This window comes from Nostoc flagelliforme FACHB-838 (assembly GCF_014698065.1).
Lineage (GTDB): Bacteria > Cyanobacteriota > Cyanobacteriia > Cyanobacteriales > Nostocaceae > Nostoc > Nostoc flagelliforme_B.
This window is the reverse complement of the sequence record NZ_JACJSI010000102.1, coordinates 1-22,255: the sequence shown is the minus strand read 5'-3', so window position 1 is coordinate 22,255 and position 22,255 is coordinate 1. Positions and strand designations below refer to the sequence as shown.

Below are 22,255 nucleotides of genomic sequence, written 5' to 3'. Positions count from 1 at the left end.
TTTTTGAAATGCAGCTAAATCGCTTTACTCGACCCGAATATAACATTCGTGATGCTGCTCGTTTGGGGAGTATTCAAAGTCAAAATTATAGATAAATGCACTCACCCCTACCCACGCGACAGTGAGGGTAGGGGGATTTTGTACCTGACAAACTTAAAGTTTGCTGCTATTTGCAGTCAAGCTAAGTTTTGTGGACAGTAGCCCAATCCGCGGATATAAGTTTGTCGGAATACTTCAATCTCTTCGGGCTGCGGTCTACCGTGAGAAACTACCACCACCTTATAGCGTACCATAACTTTAATTGCTGATTCTCCAGCCTCCAAACTGCTCAAAACCTGACTCATCAAATCAGATGGTGAGTAAATAATTCCTAATTCACTCAAGAAAGCTCTAATATTCTTATCCTTTTCTACAGAAACCAAGGATTTCATTTTGACCTTAATTATCCAACCATCATATTGATTAATTACAGTCACAAATTTAATCGGAAACTCATTCCTCTTAAAATATTCAACAACCCGCAGTGTCAGACTAGCATTGGGCAGATAGTAGAGGTATTGCATAATCTCTAAAACATAATTGAGACTTTAAAAAAAATAATCTCTAAATCTAAAGATTTGATGAGGATTCTAGGTTTTTACAGAAAAAATAATTAAATTAACCTCTAATAATCAAAGTAAAGAAAAATATTACTTTATTATCAAGATTTGTAAAAAAATATTGATAAACCTAAATTAAATTGTTGTAACCTTTGTAACAATATATTAAAATTACACAAGAGCTTAACCACACAGATGGTACGCGCTGTGATAGCGAAGGTGTCATAAGCATCTTTTTTGGATGCAATTTATGAAAATTTTGTTGGTAGAGGATGACATATTACTGAGTACAGCGCTCTTCGAGTCGTTGAGTGCAAATCGTTATACTATCGACATAGCCAGCAATGGACAAGCTGGATTAGAACTAGCGATATCGGCTGAATATGATTTGATTTTACTGGACTGGCTAATTCCGAAACTGGATGGCATTAGCTTGTGCCGACAACTACGATCGCAAGGCTACCGTAAATCTATTCTCTTGTTAACAGGGAAAAATTCTAATGCAGATATTATCGCTGGGTTAGATGCCGGGGCAGATGATTACGTCATTAAGCCATTCGACCCAGAAGCATTACTAGCAAGAATTCGCTCTTTATTACGACGTAATCAGGCAATCTCACCATCCAGGTTAACCTGGGGAAATCTTTGTTTGAATGCAAGTGCCGGTAGAGTAACTTGTAATGACCAGGAAATTCCCCTGACAGCAACAGAATATAATCTGCTGGAATTATTTTTGCAAAATCGAGATCGTATCTTTAGCCGTTCAGCGATTTTAGACCGGCTTTGGGGATTTGATGATGCACCGACTGAAAGTGCAGTGACGACTCATATTAAAGATTTACGAAAGAAACTGAAAACAGGAGGTCTGACAGAAGAAATTCTAGAAACAGTATATGGCATGGGCTATCGCATCAAGCCTGCACCTAATCATTCCATCTCTGCTGTTGAAAAGAATCAAGATGGAAAGAAAAAACCCGGTTCCAAAGATATAACTCCTGTAAATCGGGTGCTAGAGAAATTCCGTAATTCCTTTGGCGGACAGGTTGTAGTGCTGGAGCAGGCAAAAACTGCGCTCCTGGCAGGGAATTTAAAGCAAGAGTTACAGCAGCAGGCATTGCGTGAAGCCCATAAGCTAGCAGGCTCGATGGGATCATTCGGTTATCCAGAGGGTTCTCGGCTAGCACGGAAAATAGAGCATTTGCTGCTTGAAGATTCCTCCTTATCTCCAGAGCAAATGTCTGATTTTTCGCAACTGGTAACAGCATTACGCCAAGAGTTAACCAAGCCTGCTGTCACTTCCACTGCTCAAAGCTTCCCGATAAACCAAAATTATCGTGTGTTAGTAATCGATGATGATGCCACGCTAACGGAGCAGTTGCAGGCAGAAGCCGAGTCATGGAAAATCAGGATGAAGGTTGCACCAAACTTAGCAACAGCCCGATCGCTTTTTTCCTTAGCAACTCCTGACGCTGTTTTACTAGATTTGAGTTTTCCGACAACAGAGGAAGACGGGTTAATTCTATTGAGCGAGATAACACAGCGATCGCCAAATACCCCAGTGATTGTCTTTACAGGACGAGATACCCTGACAGATAGATTGACAGTATCGCGTTTAGGGGCTAAGAAATTTTTGCATAAACCTGCCACAACCGAGCAGATTTTTCAGGCGATCGCTCGTGTCTTAACTCAACCAAAAACTTCAGAAGCCAAAGTCTTAATCGTAGACGATGACCCTGTAATACTGGCTGGATTATCGGCGTTACTAACTCCTTGGGGGCTGGAAGTCACAACTCTCTCGCAACCAGAGCAATTTTGGGAAGTGCTGATTGCAACATCTCCAGACTTGGTGGTATTAGATTTAGAAATGCCGATAGTTAATGGCTTAGAGTTGTGTCAGGTCGTGCGCCAGGATGCCCAGTGGGGAGATTTACCTATTTTGGTGGTGACAGCCCATACTGATGCAGAATCTCTCCAGCAAGCCTTTGCTGCCGGAGCCGATGATTTTATCAGTAAGCCAGTGCTAGGGCCAGAACTTGTGACACGGGTATTGAGCCGCATTCAAAGAATGTGCTGGCGCTCTCAGGCAGGGAAAAGTAAAGAATGCTCATAATTTATCAGCGATTATTGGCCTACGGTGTTGCTATTGGGTCAAGTGCGATCGCCCTGCTGCTGTCACTCTGGCTAGAACCGCTTATTTCTCGAACAATTGGTGCATTTTTCTACATCGCTATCATTGTAAGTACTTGGTATGGTGGCTTTCGGCCAGGGATTGTTACGGTTCTCCTTTCGACACTGGCAACTGATTATTTATTTATCCCTCCGCGATCTCAATTCTGGATCAATTCACCACAAGAATTATTGCGGTTAAGTATCTTCTTACTGGTTGCTTTGGTGATTAACCTACTCACCACCAATCTTCAGCACAGCAGACAAAAAATTAAACAACTTAGTCAAAAATTGGCTCAAGAAAATGCCCAGCAACTGCGGATGGCTCTATCGGCAGCGCACATGGGAATGTGGGACTGGGATATGGTGACAGGAGAAATCAAGTGGTCGCCAGAACACGAACAGTTATTTGGCTTGGCTGTTGGAACTTTTGATGGTAAGTATGAAACATATACTGCCCGCCTGCATCCTGAAGATCGCCAAACGGTCAACCAAGCAATCCAACAGGCATTGCAATCTCACAGCATCTATCAGCATGAGTATCGCATTATTTGGGCAGATGATAGCATTCACTGGGTTGAAGGACGGGGAAACGCATTTTATAACCAAGTAGGTCAGCCTATTCGCATGACGGGGACTATTATGGACATTGAAGAGCGCAAACAAGCACAACATAAGCTGCAACAGCAATTTGAGCAACAGCGCTTAGTGATGGAGATGAGCCAGCGCATCCGGCGATCGCTCAATTTACAAGATATCTTGCAAACCACTGTCGATGAAGTGCGGCAGTTTCTGAAGTGCGATCGCGTCATTATCTTCCAGTTTTCTCACGGCTGGGGTGGAACTACCATTGTTGAGTCTGTTGCACCAGAATGGATACCCATTTTACCACTAGAGATTAATGACCCTTGCATTGGTGAAGATAACGTCAAACCCTTTAAAGCGGGCTTAGTCACTGCAAAAGCTGATATTTATACTGCCGAAATTAGTTCCTGTCACGTTGAATTTTTAGCAAGTCTCCAGGTGAGGGCAAATCTGGTCGTTCCGGTTTTCTTAGGAGATGAATTATGGGGGCTACTGGCGGCTCATCACTGTGCAGCTCCTCGTGAGTGGCAATCTTCAGAAATTGCTCTGTTGCAGCACTTAGGAGCGCAGGTAAGCATTGCTATTCAGCAAGCTGCTTTGTTTGAACAGTTACAGACTGAACTGATAGAGCGCAAAGAGGCACAAATTGCCCTGCAAGAACTGAATGCCGAACTTGAGCAACGAGTGCAAGAACGCACTGCCCAACTCACACAGACGAACGATCGCCTGCAAAAAACAGTTATAGAGCAGCAACAAACCCAACTCAAACTTTTAGAACAAGCGCAAATGCTGGAGCTTCAGGCTGTAATCACCCGAAATATGGGGGAAGGTATTTGCTTAGTGAGAGCTGATAATTCAGTTATTGTCTATGCCAATCCTAAATTTGAACAGATGTTTGGCTATGACTCTGGTGAACTCAATGGTCAGCACGTTTCGATTGTGAACTATGTCACCGAATCGGTAACTACTAAAGATGTAAATCAAGCCACTCTGTCTGCGGTCTTACGAAATACTGAAGCTACCGATGAAGTCCAGAATGTTAAAAAAGATGGTACACCATTTTGGTGTAATGTGACGACTTCTGTATTCAGGCATCCCGACTACGGCGACGTTCTGGTTGCGGTTCACCAAGATATCACTGAGCGCAAAGGCATCGAAGAAGCTTTACGCGAGAGCGAAGAAAAGTTTCGTCAGCTGACAGAAAATATCCAAGCAGTATTTTGGATGACTGATAATCAAAGTCAGCAAATTCTATATGTGAGCAATGCTTATGAAACCATCTGGCAAAGAAGTTGTGAAGACTTGTATGACAACTATTCAGATTGGTTAGATGCAATTCACCCAGAAGATCGCCTGCACATCGAAATTGAAAAGATCACAACAGGACAATGGGATAAAAAATATCGCATTATCCGTGCTGATGGTTCAATCCGTTGGATTCGCGATCGCGCATTCCCGATCAAAAATGAACTAGGAGAGTTAGTTCGGATTGGTGGTATTGCCGAAGACATCACTGAACTACAGCAGATTGATCTGATCAAGAGTGAGTTTATTGGCATCGTTAGTCACGAACTCCGCACTCCTTTAACAGCAATTCGGGCAGCACTGGGCTTACTACAAACTGGTATCTACGACAAAAAACCAGATAAGTTTAAGCGAATGATTGAGATTGCAGCCATCGACAGTGATCGCTTAGTGCGTCTTGTCAACGATATTCTCGATTTGGAACGCTTAGAATCGGATCGAACTGTCTTAGAAAAGACAACCTGCAATGCAGCTGATTTGATTCAACAAGCAGTCGCGGGAGTGCAAGCGATCGCCAATCAGCAAAATATCACCTTTAATATCCACCCTGGCAATGCTCAAGTTTGGGCAGATGCTGATGCCATTGTGCAAACACTCACCAATTTGTTAGGTAATGCGATTAAATTCTCGCCTGCCGATTCTACTATTTTCCTGAATGTCCAGAAGCAAACAGATCGCCTACTCTTCCAGATCACAGATCAAGGGCGAGGTATTCCAGCAGAGAAATTAGAAACAATCTTTGGACGATTTCAGCAAGTAGATGCCTCTGATTCTCGCACCAAAGGCGGCACGGGCTTGGGATTGGCTATCTGCCGTAGTATTATTGATCAGCACGGTGGGCAAATCTGGGCTGAAAGTACTGTTAGTGTCGGCAGCACGTTTTTCTTCACTCTGCCATTGCCGGGAAATTAGGCAGGGGGCAGGGGGCAGGGGGAGCAGGGGAAGCAGGGGAGGCAGGGGAGGCAGGGGGAGAATAAATAATGACAAATGACAAATGACTAATAACTAATGACTAAAAGATTTTTAATTGTGGATGATGAAGAACGAATCCGCGAATTAGTACAAGCTTGTTTAGAAGACTTGGGAGGATGGGACACTCTGACAGCTGCATCAGGGGAAGAAGGATTAAAAATCGCCCAGACAGAACCTATTGCTGCCATTTTGCTTGATGTGTCGATGCCTGATATGGATGGCTTTGCAGTATACGAGCAACTTCAAGCAAATTCCCTAACCCAAGCAATACCAGTGATTTTGTTAACAGCAAAAGTCCAAGCGAGCGATCGCGCCCGTTTTGCCCAGATGGGAATTGCCGGGGTGATTACTAAACCCTTTGAACCTACCTCTATTTGCAACGAAGTTACCAAGATTCTTGGCTGGGACGATTGATTATTAAGTTTTGTAACAAAATTTATATCTTTATTAGTTTTTTATTTTTGTAAACTATATTTTTTCCTTAGAGATAAAAATATTTTATACCCTAGGAAAGGTATACGAAATGAAATGAATATGCTAGAGGAGGTAAATATAACCGGCAAAACGATATTGCTCATTGACGATGAACTGAATGTACGTGAGATAGTAAAATTCTGCCTCCAAGATTTAGCTGGTTGGAATGTGATGACAGCAGATTCTCCATTAGAAGGATTGGAGAATGCAGTCCGCCATAGTCCTGATGCGATTGTATTAGATATCTCAATCCGTGATGTGGATAGTTTTAAGTTGATGAATAAACTCAGAAATAATCCAGAAACTCAAACTATTCCTGTAGTCTTGCTCAGTGCTAAAGCGCGATGGTTAGATTCACAAGTTCTGCGACAGTATCAAGTCGCAGGTGTCATCCCCAAACCTTTTGATCCGGTTACTCTCCCTGCTCAGGTTGCTCAATTGCTGGGTTGGGATTTTACTTCACTAATGGATTAAACAAAAGTGGGTAAATAGGGAGTGAACAATGCTTGTGGATATTTTTAAAATTTGTTAACTACTTTCATTTCTTTATTAGTTCTTTATTTTCTGCTTATAAATTAAAACTGTTGGTAGTGAAGCCAAAAGCAAATTACCTGTTTGTGTTTAACTTTTTTAATAAAACAATAATTCTATGGCTAACTGCCCTTGCTGCTCAAACCAAATGCTTCGTCACATTCGCTCACAAGAAACCTACTGGTTCTGCCGTCAGTGCTGGCAAGAGATGCCTAACCTGAGTTCAGAAATCAACAGGAGTAGTTTAAGTTTGACTAGAAAAAGCGCGTCATTAGTTAGACAGCCAGTTTACTCATTTTAAAGTAGGCATCACCGTGGTCGGATAGCACTACTGTATATATCCTGCTGCTCAACCACAGGAACCCCAAAAATGTTAGTCAATTCCTTATAGTAAAGGTTTCAGGTAGCCATAGAAATTTATTTATTCAGTAATACTTAGTCTGAGTAGCATAGTAGGGTCACACAATGTTATTGGTGTCAACTTCACATGAAAGTCAGTCTAAGAAGTTCTTTGAAAAGTAGTTGGCTGTATCTTTGCACTTATTGATCTCCCCTAACCCCCCTTAAAAAGGGGGGAAATGGAATTAAAGTCCCCCAATTTATCAGGGAGCCAGTGCGGTCTTCTCCCAAAGGGAGAGGCTAGCGCCTTCTCTGCGAGAGGCTTCCGCCAACGCGGAGCGTCTCGTAGAGAAGGGGGTTTCCCCCATGAGCAACTGGCGTGGATTTAGGGGGATCTAAAAGGATTTGATATATCACTAAGAACTTTTCAAACATCCTTTAAAACAAGCTTGTAGAGATTATTTCTTACCTTGTTTATCTCCTTACCGTCTTGGGGCTGGCGGCAGAGCCGCTTTTGAGTTGCATTTCCAGCCTCTGGGCTGGAAACGAGGTTTTATATCATGTTCGACTTGATACTTATGTCATTGCGAGCGTAGCGCGGCAATCCCAAACCTTTGCGATTGCTTCATTCCACTTCGTTGCATTCGCAATGACATATTATAAGTGATTTGCCAAACATGATATTAAAGGGATTTAGGCTTAAATTGATACCAATGCACAAATCTGTGCCCCTACTATGTATCTCATTAAAATGAGAATTGCTATAATGCTCCGAAAATACTCGTTAATTCCATAATTTTTTCAAACTGAAAATCATGGGCTAAATTCTTAATAGTATTTTGCAATACTGCATTTTCTGAAGGGATTTGCTCAATTAATTCTAAAATTAGGTCATCACTACATTGAGCTGCGGCATTACACAATTTCTTCACCCATTCAGGTGACATTGCAGATAATAAAGGAGCTAAATCTATGAGTGTCAATATTGATTTTTTTTCTTGTTGTTCTGCATTTATTAGCTGATAGCTTTCATCTTGATAAATATATTGAACTCCTAAATATTTGCTCAATTTTTCTAGTAATTGTTCTTCACGGAAAGGCTTGTTAATATAATCATCGCAACCCGCTTTCAGCATTGCCTCCCGTTGTTCCTCAAAAGCATTAGCAGTTAAGGCAATAATAATAGTCTTTCGATTTTGCATATTAGGTTGCACCTCTGCTGTGCTGGAAGCGCAACTGAGATTTTGGATTGAGGTTTCTCTAGTTTTAATAAATTTTGTGGCTTCGTAGCCATCCATAATCGGCATCCGCATATCCATTAAAATTAGGTGTGGTTGCCATGTCTGCCAAAGTGCGATCGCTTCGTTGCCATTTGCTGCTTCCTGGACTGCAAAACCGATGGATGTCAGAATTTTCACTAGCACTAAACGGCTGTCTATAGCGTCATCAACCACTAAAATGCGGTATTCGCTTTGATCGGGCGTTAAACTAATAACTTGGCGACTAGTTTTTTTGACCTGGATTTCGCTGGCTGTGGCTAGACCAATTTGAATATCAAAAGCAAATTTACTTCCTTCATTAATAGTGCTAGTAACACTAATATCTCCCCCCATTAGTTGCACGTATTTACGGCTAATTGCTAAACCTAACCCTGTTCCCTGTTGCGATTTTCTTCCGGTTTCAGTTTGCCCAAAAGCTTCAAACAGTAAGTCAATTTCTTGTGTGGCAATACCGCGACCACTGTCTTCTACCTCGAAGATTAGAGATTGGGGATTAATTATTCTTTTCTGCTCCCCTGCTCCCCAGTACCCAGCCCCCATCCCCACCCGCAGCGTTACCCTTCCAGTATCGGTAAATTTAATTGCATTTCCTAAGAGGTTAAGTAAAACTTGACGCAGCTTACTTTCATCAGCTTGGATGTACTGCGGGAGGTAAGATGTATATTCAAAAACTAATTCTAATCCTTTGGAGGTGGCACGGAAGCGTAACATCTCTTCGAGGTTTTCTAAGAGACGAATTAAGTCAAAACTGTTGAGATTTAATGTGATTCTGCCGGCTTCAATTTTAGACATTTCTAAAATGTCGTTGATTAAGTTGAGGAGATGTTCGCCAGCACGATTAATGATTGCTAGATTTTGCTGATGTTCAGTAGATAAATCATGATCGTGGCTCATGACTTGGGTAAAACCGAGGATAGCGTTGAGTGGGGTACGCAATTCGTGGCTCATGTTGGCGAGAAATTCGCTTTTGGCGCGGTTAGCAGTATCAGCAACGATCACAGCTTCTTGCAACGCTTGTGACTGCCTTTGAGTTTGCGCCAGCAATTGTGCCTGCTGTAAAGCAACACCCAACTGATTGCCAATTTGAACTACAATATTGATTTCTTCTGGTTTCCATTGGCGGGGATCGGAATTTTGATAACTCGCTAGTAATCCCCAAAGCTGACTACCATACAAAATGGGGACAATAATATAAGCTTTTGCCTGAAAGCGCTCTAAGAGTTTGATATAAACAGGATCAAACTCAGCGTTGTAAATGTCTGGGACACTGCGGAAACCTGCACCTGGGGTTGCTTGCAGATAATAATCTTCCACCTGGTTATCCACAATATCCAAAATTCTTCCTAGGCAACGGCCATCTTGTAAGACACCCTCTGTCAGATAGGGATCATTGTTGTGTTCTTCTATTAAAGAAATCCAACCGTTACCCACCGACTCAGAGACAAATTCGCCACTCCAGTGGGGATTGAAACGATAGACAACAACCCGATCGCAGTTGAGTACTTGCCGTAATTCTTCGGTGGTAGCCGCGAATATTGTCTCTAAATCAAGGGTTTGGCGCATCCTCTGAATTACTTGGGCGATCGCTCTTTCTCGTTCTGCACTCTCACGCAAGGCTTCTTCTGCTAATTTTCTCTCGGTAATATCTGTAATTGTACCTATGTAGCCTTTAATTTCGCCATTATCCCTGAATTCTGGCAAAGCCTGACAAATTACCCAGACGATCGTACTATCATCACGTAAAATACGATGCTCGTATTTATACATTGATTTAGTAACTCTTGTTTGACTCCATGCCAACAATAGCTGCTCACGGTCATCTGGATGTACAGCATTTACCCAACCTGTTCCCAGAGATTCTTCTAAACTGCATCCACTAATTTCACTCCAGCGTTGATTAAAATATAAGACATTGCCATCCGCATCAGTGTGAAATATACAAGCTGGTGAGGCTTCTGCTAAAAGTTGATATTGCTGTTGACCTGACTGCAAAGCTAATTCTGCCAATTTGCGATCATTAATGTCTGCCCAATAACCAACGCATTCTATTGGGTAGTTAGCTTCGTCATAAATTAACCTCATCTTTTCGTAGAACCAGTGATAAGTTCCATCAGCATGTAACCAGCGGTATTCGTAAGCAATGTACTCCTGCTCAATCAGGTGGGAAAATCTTTCCGAGATGAGTTCAATATCGTGTGGGTGGACGTGATGGAGCCAGAAACTAGAATTTTGGATAAATTCTTGGGCTTCGTAGCCCACCATTTCTTTAACGTTCTCACTAATAAAGGTAGTATTAAAATCCTCTGATGTTTTGCTACTATAAATCACTACAGGGCTAGAGGTGAGTAGATATTGAAGGCGTTCGTTTGCTAAACCCAGTTCTTGTTCAATATGTTTGCGATAGCTAATTTCTACTAAAACTGTACCGACACCAGAGGGGCGATCGCCTTCACCAGGAATCGGAAAATAAGAAGCTAAAAAGTGGCGGATAATATCTGGTTGTTTAATTGATACGCCGCTTAATTCTTGATTGAGAATGGGTTCACCAGTCAAGAGAATCTGTTGATAAATTGGTTCTACTTCGAGGGCAATGTGGGGTAAGACTTCATAAATAGTCTTGCCAATATGATCTTGCTGGGGTAAGCCATTAATCTCCGCAAGCAGTTGGTTGATTTGCACAAACCGCAACTGGCTGTCTACAATGTTCATGCCGACGGGAGCGCTGCTAAAAAAGGCATTGAGGCGAGCTTCTCTGAGTGCTAGTTCTTGTTCTAAGGTTTTGCGCTCAATCAACCCACCTAACTGAGCAGCAACAGCGCTGACTAGCAAGAGCAAACGCCGATCTTCTACTACTGAGCTACGTTTGAAAAATACTAAAACAGCTAATACTTGGTTCCCAGCTAGTATGGGAACACCAAAACCAGCTTTTAATCCTGCCTTTGCTGCTTGCTGCGATCGCAAAAAAACTGGCTCTGTAACTTGAGAAACATCTTCTATCCATTCTGGCTCCTGGCTCTGCCAAACTCTTCCTGGTAGCCCTAATCCCAGAGCAAATTTCACAGTTTGGCTTTGGCTGGAAAATTCGGCTAAACTACTTTCTTCTCCGTACCAACCGAGATTGTGTTCTAAAACAGTCCCATCTCCATTAGATATCCACGCTTCACCAAAATCCCAGCTAATCGTCTGACAAATTAAGCGCAAGACCACTGCTAAGGCGTTGTTGACATCATTGGCGCGAGTGATAGCTTGGGTTGTCAATAGTAACAAGCGGCTTTCATTTTCTGCCTGCTTGCGTTCAGTAATATCTTTCGTTGTACCCAGTACATACCATTGCTCATCAATTTTGATCATTTCTGCACTCAACAGTGTTGTCCTGATTTCTCCTGTTGAAGTGCAGACATCAATCTCATAGTTGCGGATGGCTTTTCTTTGTTGCAGGATGTGAGTGAAAAAATTATATTCTTCTGGATTCACCCAAAGATTCAATTCTTCATTGGTGCGATCGATCACCTGAGAACGAGAATAACCAAAAAATCGGCAAAAGCTGTCGTTAACCTCAATGTAGCGTTTGTTGCCAACAGTAATTAAGGCAATTGGATCGGGAGATGACCGAAAAGCTGATGCTAACTTTTCTTCAGAAGCTCTTCGTGCTGCTTCTGCGCGTTGGCGTTCTTTTGCCTCCAACGCCAAAGATGTTAAATTGCCCAAAGAGCGAGCGAAATTTTGGTCTTCTAGTGTCCAATGATGAGTAACTCCCACTGCCTCCAGACATAAAACTCCTACGGTTTTTCCCTCTAATCTAATAGGTGTATCGAGTATGGAGATAATGTTTAATCTTGAGTAAGACGCAGAAAACTCTTTAGTTCTAGGATCGGTATGAGCATCATTGGCGGCGATTGGTTGGTCTTGCTGCAAAGCTGCAAAATAAGCTGGATAGTCTACTGCTGATAATGATAGTCCTTCACTATGTTGATTGCGACTACCCTCAAATAGGTCAAAGCACTGGATTTTTATGCCTGTTTCGTCATACAGCCAGACACTAGCTCGTTCCACGCCAATATTCTTAACAGCCGTTTCTGTAATTATGCTCAAAGCTGCTTTCAAGTCACCCTGATAAAGCGTCTGATTTTGTGCCAATTGTGTTAGCACGAGGTTATGATTGCGGAGCTTAATTGCCTTTTTTCCCAGTAATCTTTCTGCACGTCGGCGTTGGGTAATATTACTAGCAGTGCCTGTCATGCCTATAACCTGGCCTTCTTGGTTGCGTAATGCGATCGCATTAAACATCAAATAAAGTAAAGTACCATCTTTAGCTACACAGGTAGTTTCATGTTGGAAGATAGATTTTCCCTGAAAAACACCCTTAAAAGCTACTTTATCTTGAGCAACTTGTGTCGGTGAGATGAAATCAGTCAAAGCATACCCAATCATTTCATGGGGTTCGTAGCCATAAATCTGTTTAACTGCCGGGTTAACAAAAGTAATTAGTCCATCAATATCCACCGACCAGATCATATCCTGGGATGTCTCCACTAGGTGGCGATACTGTCTTTCACTCTTCTTCAAGGCGGCTTCGACTAAAAGGTGTTCGCTTTGGTAAACTTCTCTACAAATGCTTTTGCTAATGTTAATAGGAATTTCTTTGAAAATGTCTTCTATTTGTCTGTCACGAATATTTAATTCAACTGCAATCCGTTGGCGCTCTTTAATCTCCTGTTGGAGTTGAGTATTTTTTTCTTTTAACTGTTTTTTCAGACTTTGGAGGGTGAGTTGATTTTGTACACGTAATAAAACTTCTTTAGTTTGAAATGGTTGAGTAATATAGTCAATCTCACCTAAATTAAAAATATTTATTATTTCAGAGATTTTATCTACAATTCCGAAAACAATTATGGGAATCTTTTGAGTTTGATAATTAGCTTTCAAGCCTTGATAAAGTTCATAATCATCTATCTCTAGTACGAGAACGTTGACTAAAAGCAAATCAGGGGTAGAAGCCAGTGCCGTATTGATTGCCAATTCCCTAGAAACTACACTTTGCACCTGATAACCTTGGTCTTGAAGGATGCCTGATAAAAAATGTAAATTCTCTAAGTTGTCATCAACTAATAAAATTTTTATTTTTTGAGCATTCATATCAGTTACTAAGTTAATTTGTTATCAGGAATAATTTTTTAATCAAACTGAACATTAAATCAGAAAGCAAAACTCTGTTACAAAATTTTAAATAAAACCATTGTTGCTTACTACCATACTTCAGTGGATGAAACAGGATAACTGGTTAATACTGCCAAATCTCTGTGGCGAAGGTCATACCATTTCACTAAATAGTGAGGGCGTACAGGTGTATACCCCTACAGCCGATTTATTACGTTACATAGATTTTTGAAAATGCTATTAGAGTACGAAGATACAACAAAGCCGACATTGCCGATACACCGTGCTGATTCGATCAGATTGACAATAGCATCAACTCTCCAGCCATTACAGCCGCGACACTAGAGTTCATGATACAACCACCTCAATGTTCAAGAACGTTCTTGGTTCAAGTTTAACTACACCTTCTACAATAGCTCTGTCCGTGTCAAGAACATGGCTCTCAAGAAACACACAGTACGGGTATAAGGTTATGCGCCCCTACGACTTATCTATACTCCAGGCAACTGCAAACCGCTATATGTATTATTGCCTACTTACTTTGACATTCTTAAGCTTTTCATCCTTTTTTTGTTTGATACGGTAAATCCAACTTATGTCTGTACGGTTTACCCAACTAGTTTTAGATTTTTCTTTTATTAAATTACTTAGTAGAGAGAAGAAACAAAGCAAATAAAGCTTCTCTCTACTAAACGAAGGGTTCGATATTTACTTAAATATCTGAAACCTTTAAATAGCTCTAAAACTTTGTTTGATTATCCCAAATTGAATTAGAAAGTTAAGGAGAGATTGAAGTATGGCACTCATTCGTTGGGAACCATTCCGTGAAATGGAGATTTTGCGTCGTCAAATGGATCAACTCTTCTCTGAACTGACAGTAGCCGAGCGTGGTAACTCAGATATATCTCCATCACAGAGAACAGCATGGGTTCCTGCTGTGGAATTACACGACAATGGTTCAGAGTTGCTATTAAGAGCAGAGATTCCCGGCGTGGAAGCTAAAGACCTGGATATTCAAGTGACTCAAGATGCAGTTTCGATTACAGGTGAGCATCGTTACGAAAAACATTCCCAATCTAACGCTAAACTTCATTCTGAATTCCGGTATGGCAACTTCACTAGAGTAATTGCTCTGCCAAGCAAAGTTCAGAATCAACAAGTTAAAGCAGACCTCAAAGATGGAATTTTAATGTTGACTTTACCTAAACTGGAGCAAGAGCAGAACAAGGTATTCAAAGTTAATTTAGGTCAATCTCAAAGTGCTACAGCTTCTATAGAAGCTGGCAATGGTAACGCACAAAACAACATTACATCACAGCAAAGCGTTTAAACTGCTTGAGAAAATATAAGATTTTCTCATTCAATAGTTGCTCTATCTCTGTATTAGGTAAATATTAATAGAAACCCCAGCTAAACTCATTAGCTGGGGTTTTTGCTTACTCGCAACTTCAGATATTTGCCCAATAGCAGTAAATTGAGCCAGAGGTTACTATTCCTCTTGCACATCAACCCAGATACTGCCTTCTTCTACACGAATAGGAAATACTGGTAATGCTTTTTGTTGTGAAACCAACGAGAGTACCTTACCTACACCAGGTGGCCAGGCACACCATCCTTGTACCTCACCAGTCCGCAGGTCAAAAGCACTGCGATGGAAGGTACAAACAATTGCCCCACTTTCAGTAATTTTCCCATTTTTCAAGGGTAATTTTAAGTGAGGACAGTTGTTATCTACAGCATAAAGCTGATTTTCGTGATTCAAAACCAGAATTTTCCGGTTGCCAACTTTCACCACTTGTCGCGCACCTGGCGAAAGTGCTTCGACTGCAAGAACTTTAGTCCAGCTCATTAGGTTCTCCTTTCCTAATAGATATGCCTTCAGTTTCCCGCAATTATGACCAGTGCGATCGCCTTTCAGTATAGAGGAGTCAGCAAGGATGAAGTCAGTAGCTCACAAACTATTTCCTGAAAGAGCGATGTTTACGACGGGCTTTACCTACGCTGGCGGAAGACAGCAAATATAAAATATTGCATAAACTATCCTTTTTACACTGAAAAATTTTATTTCTGGATAAACTAAATAAAGCACTGATTGTCCAATCATCATAAGGCTTGTAGCTTATAACAGGCAATTTCAAGGAATATAAAAAATGATTAAGACAAGTTACGAATTTGACCAGTCTATCCTCCCCGCCGGATCTTCATTAAAGACTAATATTCTGCTACGTTTTCGTGCTGACATAGCTAAATCTCCCCGACGTAACCTTAACCTTTCTCTTGTAATTGACCGTTCCGGCTCTATGGCAGGCGCTCCCTTGCATCACGCACTCAAAGCCGCTGAGTCTGTGGTAGATCAACTTGAGCCTTATGACATTCTCTCAGTAGTTGTTTACGACGATGAAGTGGACAGTGTTGTGTCACCCCAGGCTGTGACTAACAAAGCCGCATTGAAAAGTTCTATTCGCAAGGTAAGAGCAGGCGGTATTACCAACTTATCGGGGGGATGGCTCAAAGGCTGTGAACACGTAAAAACGCGACTCGATCCGCAAAAAATCAACCGTGTTCTCCTGCTTACCGATGGTCACGCCAATATGGGCATTCAAGACCCCAAAATACTGACGGCGACATCGGGGCAAAAAGCTGAGGAAGGCATTATCACAACTACGTTAGGTTTTGCTCAGGGTTTCAATGAAGACCTGCTGATTGGTATGGCAAGAGCCGCCACGGGCAACTTCTACTTCATTCAGAGCATCGACGAAGCAACTGAAGTGTTTAGCATTGAGCTAAACAGTCTTAGAGCAGTAGTGGGACAGAACCTCAAGGTGACACTCGAATTAGCTGATGGTGTCAGCCTTGTTGATACCTTAAGTCTTGCTAAAGTTAGCCAGAATGATGCTGGCCAAGCTGTCATCACCTTGGGAGAGCTTTATGAGGGCGAAGACAAACTTCTGGGTTTGAGTTTGGCGATCTCAAGCGCTCAAGTTGGAGAGTTACCTGTGATGAAACTGCATTACAGCGCCGATGTTGTGCAAGATGACGTTATTCAAAGCATCTCAGGTACAGCCGATGTCGTCGCCAAAGTTGGCACCGTTGAGGAAGCAGCTTTTGCTGCTACGAGCCATATCATTCTGGAACTGAGTCGCCTTACCATTGCTAAGGCCAAAGAGACTGGACTCAATTTAGCTGAACATGGCAAGCATCAGGAAGCTGAACAAACCCTCCGGGCACTTGTGAAAGATTTGCGAGATAAAGGGTTGAACGAGAATTTTGAAATTGCTGAAGAGATCGATCAGCTTGAGTATTTTGCAGGTCGGATCGCTCAAAAAGCTCTAGGCAATGCCGGACGTAAAGAGATGCGGGATCAGACTTACCAAACGATGACGCGCAATCGCAACGATCTGGTGGGTCGAGGTGTCACTGCTGGCGATGAAGTGTACGCGATGCCGATTGTGAATGAAGTCGGTTCAGGTGTTGAATTGTACTGCCTTCGTGATGGGGGTAAACTGCGGGTGAAAGTCGTGTCTAAAGGCTACGATTCAACCAAGAACATCCAGTTTCCTCGGGCCATTCGTGCGGAGGGGGCACGCTATGTTGTTGAAGGATTGGAACTTTCAAGCGATGCCACTTTCTACCGGGTACGTGGTAATATCAGCCGTTTTGTTCAACCCGGTGAAACAGATATTTTTGTTGCTCCTAGACAATCCAATCGAGCTAACACAGGTAAAGCTTCCAAAGGCCCTGCCAGTGCCGCTGATCTTCCCACAGCTGACAGTGTAGGGGACAGCATTTTAGTTCAGTGTGTCAAAGATGGCAGTAAGCTCCGTGCTAGGGTAGTTTCCGACGGATATGAACCAGATTGGAATATGCGTTTTCCGCGATCGGTTCGCGAGGAAGGTATGCTTTACGTCGTTGATGAAGTCAAAACTGCACCAGATGGCAAATCTTATATTGCCTGTGGTGAAATTAAGCGATTTGTCCAACCTACTTGAATTGGGTATTGGGTGGGAGTGGGGAGCATCACTTCAGCTTCGCTCAGTGACCCAGGAGCAGGGAGCAGAGGGAAAATTCCTCTCCTCTGCCCCTCTGCCTCTTGTCGCCAATCCTTAAAATATGCCAAGTAAATATCCCTTAGTTGACTGAGACTGTCACGATCAAAGAGTAAAGAGTAAAAGGCAATCTATTTTGACTTTTAACTTTCTCCTTTTGTTCAACTTTCCACAAGGGTAGGTTTAATCTTGACTAAATTGAAGGTTGGTATCAATGGCTTCGGTCGAATCGGGCGACTTGTGCTTCGCGCTGGCATCGATAACCCCAACATTGAGTTTATAGGTATTAACGACCTAGTACCACCAGATAACCTCGCTTACCTATTAAAGTACGACTCAACCCACGGCAGATTAAAGCATAAGGTTGAAGCCAAGGAAGATGGTATCCTCATTGATGGGCATTTCATTCCTTGCGTGTCGGTGAGGAACCCAGCAGAGTTACCTTGGGGAAAATTAGGTGCAGATTATGTCGTTGAAGCTACCGGGCTTTTCACTGACTACGAAGGAGCCGCAAACCACTTGAAGGCAGGTGCAAAGCGAGTAGTAATTTCTGCTCCTACTAAAGATCCAGATAGAGTTCCCACCCTACTAATGGGTGTAAACCATCACTTATTTAACCCCAGCAAGGATATAATTGTCTCTAATGCTAGCTGCACTACAAACTGTCTAGCTCCCATAGCTAAGGTCATCAATGACAACTTTGGATTGACCGAAGGGTTAATGACCACAGTTCATGCGATGACTGCCACTCAGCCAACTGTAGACGGCCCCAGCAAGAAAGACTGGCGGGGTGGTCGAGGTGCAAGCCAGAATATTATTCCCTCCTCTACAGGCGCAGCTAAAGCTGTAGCGTTGGTTTTACCAGAATTGAAGGGTAGGCTAACTGGTATGGCTTTGCGAGTTCCGACTCCCGATGTTTCTGTAGTTGATTTAACTTTCAAAACTGCCAAAGCTACTAGTTATAAGGAAATCTGTGCTGCCATGAAGGAAGCTGCCGCAGGTTCTCTAGCGGGTATCCTGGGCTACACAGATGAAGAAGTAGTATCCACAGATTTTCAAGGCGATACCCATTCTAGTATTTTCGACGCAGGTGCTGGGATTGAGTTGAACTCAAACTTCTTTAAGGTAATTGCCTGGTATGACAACGAGTGGGGCTACTCAAATCGCGTGATTGACCTGATGTTGTCTATGTCACAAAAGGAGAAACTCGCACCTACAGATGCTGTGGTTTGATTGGTCATTAGTCATTAGTCATTGGTCATTGGTCATTGGTCATTGGTCATTGGTCATTAACTTTTGACTTTTGACCCTTGGCTTTTGGGATTTGGGTCAAATGGTAAATACCGCGAAAACAAAACACCATCTAGTATCTTTATTTACAAAACAAGCGATATAAAGCACATGTTAATTTGGATGCGAAGTCTCTTAATTACGAATTGGTATAAACCATCCAAATTTGCAGGTTACTCCTCAACCCCTAATCCCTATGCGTCGAACCAAAATCATTTGTACTGTTGGCCCGGCTACATCTGCACCCGAAAAGTTGCAAGCCTTAGTAAAAGCCGGAATGAATGTGGCGCGGCTGAATTTTTCCCACGGGGCTTATGAATTCCACGCCCAAACTGCTCACTATCTCAGACAAATTAGTACTGAGCAGCAAAAGCCGATCGCAATTATGCAAGACCTCTGTGGCCCCAAAATCCGCTTGGGAACTTTACCACCAGAAGGGTTAAATCTGGAAGCTGGTACTGAAGTCACCTTTGTTTTGCAAGAAAAGGGTGAGAGTATCGACGAACTACCCTTACCATTACCGACTTTGTTCGCAATGGTACGACCAGGCGAACCAATTTTGATTAATGATGGTCGTGTCAAGTTGATAGTTACTGCTCGTGACGCCGATCGCATTCGCGCCCAAGTGAAAATTGGCGGGTTAATTTCCACGCACAAAGGAGTAAACTTACCACAAACTCCTTTACCTGTTAGTTCGATCACCGAAAAAGACTTGCTGGATCTACGCTTTGGGATTCAGTTGGGTGTAGACTGGGTGGCGGTGTCCTTTGTGCGATCGCCACAAGACTTAGAACCGGCCAAGCGAATGATTGAAGCTGCTGGTGCTTCCATCCGCTTAATTGCCAAAATCGAAAGAGCAGAAGCAGTAGAGAATTTTGATTCAATTCTGAAGGTTGCCGATGCGATTATGATTGCTCGTGGCGATTTAGGGGTAGAAGTACCAATTCACGAAGTACCCTTAATTCAAAAAGATATTATTCGCCGTTGCAATCGTGCTGGCAAGCCGGTGATTACAGCCACCCAAATGCTAGAGTCGATGATTAGCGCCCCCGATCCCACCCGCGCCGAAGCAACCGATGTTGCCAACTCCATTTTAGATGGGACGGATGCAGTAATGCTTTCTGGTGAAACAGCTGTCGGGCAATATCCCATCGCCGCCGTCGAGATGATGCACAATATCGCTGTGCGGACAGAACAGGCTTTAGATGAGGGTAGCAAACACGCTTGGTGTCATGAAGCAGGCAGTCTCAGCGTTACTGAATCTGTAGCAGAATCCGTGTGTCGCATCGCCTATGAAACAGGCTCACGGGCAATTCTCTGTAACACTTCATCAGGAAGTACTGCGAGAATGGTGTCTAAATATCGCCCTACTTCTCCCATTATTGCCCTTACCCCTGACATCACCGCTTATCGCCAACTAGCGCTTTCTTGGGGTGTGGAAGCTTTGTTAATCCCACCAGTCCACAATGCCGAAGAGATGTTTACCAATGTGGTGAACACAGTTGTAGACATGGGTTTAGCGAATAAGGGCGATAAAGTAGTAATTACCTCTGGTGTTCCAATTGGTAAATCAGGAACAACTAGCTTAATCAAAGTGCATTCCATTGGACAGCCAATTTCTGCATAAGGCACTTAGAATAGGGCTGTGGCTGAAGATAGTAAACAAAATTGGGCAATGATCAAGAAAAATTGCCAGAATCAGAATTGAAGGAAGAGTAAAGAGTGTAAAGAACTGGGGAATAAGTAAATCCTGTAACATTCATCACGGAGTATTTTATGTCTAAGAATTTACTGGAACAATTGCGACAAGTGACTGTTGTAGTCGCAGATACAGGGGATATCCAGGCAATTGAAAAGTTCAAACCCCAAGACGCTACCACCAATCCTTCGCTGATTACTGCTGCGGCGCAGATGCCAGAATATCAGGGAATTGTCGATCAAACTTTACTCCAAGCGAAGAAAGATGCTGGAGCCGGAGCCACCCAAGCACAGATAGTTTCTCTAGCTTTTGACCGTTTGGCAGTTGCTTTTGGATTAAAGATTTTGCAAATCATTCCCGGTCGCGTGTCTACGGAAGTGGATGCTCGTTTGTCCTACGATACTGAAGCTACCGTCACTAAAGCACGGGAATTAATTGCCCAGTATAAAGCCGCCGGAATTGGGCGCGATCGCGTCTTAATTAAAATCGCCAGCACTTGGGAAGGTATTCGCGCTGCGGAAATTCTCGAAAAAGAAGGTATTCACTGTAACCTTACCTTGTTGTTTGGTCTTCACCAAGCGATCGCCTGTGCAGAAGCCGGCATCACCCTGATTTCTCCGTTCGTCGGTCGGATTCTCGACTGGTACAAAAAAGATACCGGACGCGATAGTTACCCAGCAGCCGAAGATCCAGGAGTTTTGTCCGTCACCAAAATCTACAACTACTACAAGAAATTTGGTTATAAAACCGAAGTTATGGGAGCTAGCTTCCGTAACCTTGGTGAAATTACTGAACTTGCAGGTAGTGATTTGTTGACAATTTCGCCATCACTTTTGGCTGAATTGCAAGCAACTGTTGGAGAACTGCCACGCAAACTTGACCCCGCCAAGGCAGCAAACTTGGAAATCGAAAAGATATCCGTTGACAAAGCTACTTATGACAAGATGCACGCCGCAGACCGCATGGCAACCGACAAACTAGATGAGGGCATCAAAGGTTTCACCAAGGCACTAGAAGACCTTGAAAAACTTTTAGCAGACCGACTAGTTCGCCTTGAAGGAGAGGTAGTAGCAGCTCATTAGAACGTAACCATAGTTAGTGGTTAGTGGTTGAACCACTAACCATTAGTTAGTTGCATCAATCCTGATTAATAACCTGACTTTTCACGGTATCTGGAAAACCTCACTTCTATTGCTCTGGGACTTCCAAATAAAAAAATGTTCCAAAACTGACACGAAAACTCTCTTTATTCATCCTCTCTCTGTGTTCTCTGTGTCTCTGTGGTTCGTTTATTTGGATAATTTATTTCTTGGAAGTTCCTCTCTCCTAAAAGGCTACGGTGTACACACATCTCGTTGTAGATCCTCCTAAATCCTCCGATAAATTGGAGGACTTTGAGAGGTTTTTGCCCCCCTTTTTTAAGGGGGGTTGGGGGGATCAAAAGCCTGTGAGGCAACCCTAGAGGACTTGTGTGTACACCGTAGCCTAAAAGGAGAGAGACTTTAAATTTTCCCCCTTCCCGCACTTCGTGCCGCTACGCGAACGTAGGCAAGGGGGTTAGGGGGTTAAGTCAATCGTTAGCTTTTTCACATAACGTGAAAAGTCAGATTAATAACGACGGCGGATAATCTGGTATCGTCCGGGCTGTCGTCGTTGGATAATCTGCCGTTGTCTAAACTGCTGCCGGCGTCGAATATTTGTATCCGCTCGGTAAATCGGGGTAGAAAGAAAAAATCAGAATGTAGATTGGTAGACACGGCGTTATAAAATATGATATATGACGCAAAAATCATCTGCTGGGAACTTAGTATC

Annotated in this window: 12 protein-coding genes; 9 read left to right on the top strand and 3 right to left on the bottom strand. The window is 42.8% G+C overall.

The features are described 5' to 3' along the window. Window positions 1-176: 176 nt before the first annotated feature. Window positions 177-563 (bottom strand): hypothetical protein, encoded by a 387-nt coding sequence (locus H6G97_RS29745; protein WP_190944127.1) that lies wholly within the window; start codon window positions 561-563, stop codon window positions 177-179. A 286-nt stretch (window positions 564-849) separates the two neighbouring features. Here H6G97_RS29745 and H6G97_RS29740 point away from each other — a divergent pair, with 286 nt between their 5' ends. The 4 genes from H6G97_RS29740 to H6G97_RS29725 all read left to right on the top strand — a co-directional run bounded on the left by H6G97_RS29740 (window position 850) and on the right by H6G97_RS29725 (window position 6,575). Next, window positions 850-2,709 carry a response regulator gene (locus H6G97_RS29740; RefSeq protein ID WP_190944126.1) on the top strand — a complete coding sequence of 620 codons (1,860 nt, stop codon included), beginning with the start codon at window positions 850-852 and terminating at the stop codon, window positions 2,707-2,709. Further along, the gene (locus tag H6G97_RS29735) at window positions 2,700-5,567 is read left to right on the top strand and encodes a PAS domain-containing protein (protein ID WP_190944125.1); all 2,868 of its coding nucleotides are present in this window, start codon (window positions 2,700-2,702) and stop codon (window positions 5,565-5,567) included. The genes H6G97_RS29740 and H6G97_RS29735 overlap by 10 nt, the downstream gene beginning before the upstream one ends. 96 nt (window positions 5,568-5,663) lie before the next feature. Next, a complete protein-coding gene (locus tag H6G97_RS29730; RefSeq protein ID WP_190944124.1) occupies window positions 5,664-6,041 on the top strand; it encodes a response regulator in 378 nt (125 codons plus the stop codon). A 114-nt stretch (window positions 6,042-6,155) separates the two neighbouring features. Continuing rightward, a complete protein-coding gene (locus H6G97_RS29725) occupies window positions 6,156-6,575 on the top strand; it encodes a response regulator (RefSeq protein WP_190944123.1) in 420 nt (139 codons plus the stop codon). Between the two features lie 1,157 nt (window positions 6,576-7,732). On the opposite strand, the gene H6G97_RS29720 is transcribed toward H6G97_RS29725, so the two are convergent. Beyond that, window positions 7,733-13,387: a PAS domain S-box protein gene (locus H6G97_RS29720; protein ID WP_190944122.1), complete on the bottom strand. Its 5,655-nt coding sequence runs from the start codon at window positions 13,385-13,387 to the stop codon at window positions 7,733-7,735. A gap of 817 nt (window positions 13,388-14,204) precedes the next feature. Between H6G97_RS29720 and H6G97_RS29715 the strand changes: the two genes are divergently transcribed. Next, window positions 14,205-14,738 (top strand): Hsp20/alpha crystallin family protein, encoded by a 534-nt coding sequence (locus tag H6G97_RS29715; RefSeq protein WP_190944121.1) that lies wholly within the window; start codon window positions 14,205-14,207, stop codon window positions 14,736-14,738. Window positions 14,739-14,897: 159 nt separating this feature from the next. Here H6G97_RS29715 and H6G97_RS29710 read toward each other — a convergent pair whose 3' ends face one another. Next, a complete protein-coding gene (locus tag H6G97_RS29710) occupies window positions 14,898-15,257 on the bottom strand; it encodes a Rieske (2Fe-2S) protein (protein WP_190944120.1) in 360 nt (119 codons plus the stop codon). A gap of 301 nt (window positions 15,258-15,558) precedes the next feature. Between H6G97_RS29710 and H6G97_RS29705 the strand changes: the two genes are divergently transcribed. The 4 genes from H6G97_RS29705 (at window position 15,559) to H6G97_RS29690 (ending at window position 21,525) form a co-directional block, all read left to right on the top strand. After that, the gene (locus H6G97_RS29705; protein WP_190944119.1) at window positions 15,559-17,397 is read left to right on the top strand and encodes a vWA domain-containing protein; all 1,839 of its coding nucleotides are present in this window, start codon (window positions 15,559-15,561) and stop codon (window positions 17,395-17,397) included. Window positions 17,398-17,643: 246 nt separating this feature from the next. Further along, entirely contained in the window at window positions 17,644-18,687 is a 1,044-nt protein-coding gene (gene gap, locus H6G97_RS29700; RefSeq protein WP_190944118.1) for a type I glyceraldehyde-3-phosphate dehydrogenase, read from the top strand. A gap of 253 nt (window positions 18,688-18,940) precedes the next feature. Continuing rightward, a complete protein-coding gene (pyk, locus tag H6G97_RS29695) occupies window positions 18,941-20,371 on the top strand; it encodes a pyruvate kinase (RefSeq protein ID WP_190944117.1) in 1,431 nt (476 codons plus the stop codon). Window positions 20,372-20,520: 149 nt separating this feature from the next. Beyond that, on the top strand, window positions 20,521-21,525 hold the full coding sequence (locus H6G97_RS29690; RefSeq protein ID WP_190944116.1) for a transaldolase: 1,005 nt from the start codon (window positions 20,521-20,523) through the stop codon (window positions 21,523-21,525). Window positions 21,526-22,255 lie beyond the last annotated feature (730 nt).

Excerpts from the sequence above, each read along its gene's own strand:
- H6G97_RS29745 (WP_190944127.1), bottom strand. The coding sequence starts at position 563 with ATGCAATACCTCTACTATCTGCCCAATGCTAGTCTGACACTGCGGGTT.
- H6G97_RS29740 (WP_190944126.1), top strand. The coding sequence starts at position 850 with ATGAAAATTTTGTTGGTAGAGGATGACATATTACTGAGTACAGCGCTC.
- H6G97_RS29735 (WP_190944125.1), top strand. The coding sequence starts at position 2,700 with ATGCTCATAATTTATCAGCGATTATTGGCCTACGGTGTTGCTATTGGG.
- H6G97_RS29730 (WP_190944124.1), top strand. The coding sequence starts at position 5,664 with ATGACTAAAAGATTTTTAATTGTGGATGATGAAGAACGAATCCGCGAA.
- H6G97_RS29725 (WP_190944123.1), top strand. The coding sequence starts at position 6,156 with ATGAATATGCTAGAGGAGGTAAATATAACCGGCAAAACGATATTGCTC.
- H6G97_RS29720 (WP_190944122.1), bottom strand. The coding sequence starts at position 13,387 with ATGAATGCTCAAAAAATAAAAATTTTATTAGTTGATGACAACTTAGAG.
- H6G97_RS29715 (WP_190944121.1), top strand. The coding sequence starts at position 14,205 with ATGGCACTCATTCGTTGGGAACCATTCCGTGAAATGGAGATTTTGCGT.
- H6G97_RS29710 (WP_190944120.1), bottom strand. The coding sequence starts at position 15,257 with ATGAGCTGGACTAAAGTTCTTGCAGTCGAAGCACTTTCGCCAGGTGCG.
- H6G97_RS29705 (WP_190944119.1), top strand. The coding sequence starts at position 15,559 with ATGATTAAGACAAGTTACGAATTTGACCAGTCTATCCTCCCCGCCGGA.
- pyk (WP_190944117.1), top strand. The coding sequence starts at position 18,941 with ATGCGTCGAACCAAAATCATTTGTACTGTTGGCCCGGCTACATCTGCA.
- H6G97_RS29690 (WP_190944116.1), top strand. The coding sequence starts at position 20,521 with ATGTCTAAGAATTTACTGGAACAATTGCGACAAGTGACTGTTGTAGTC.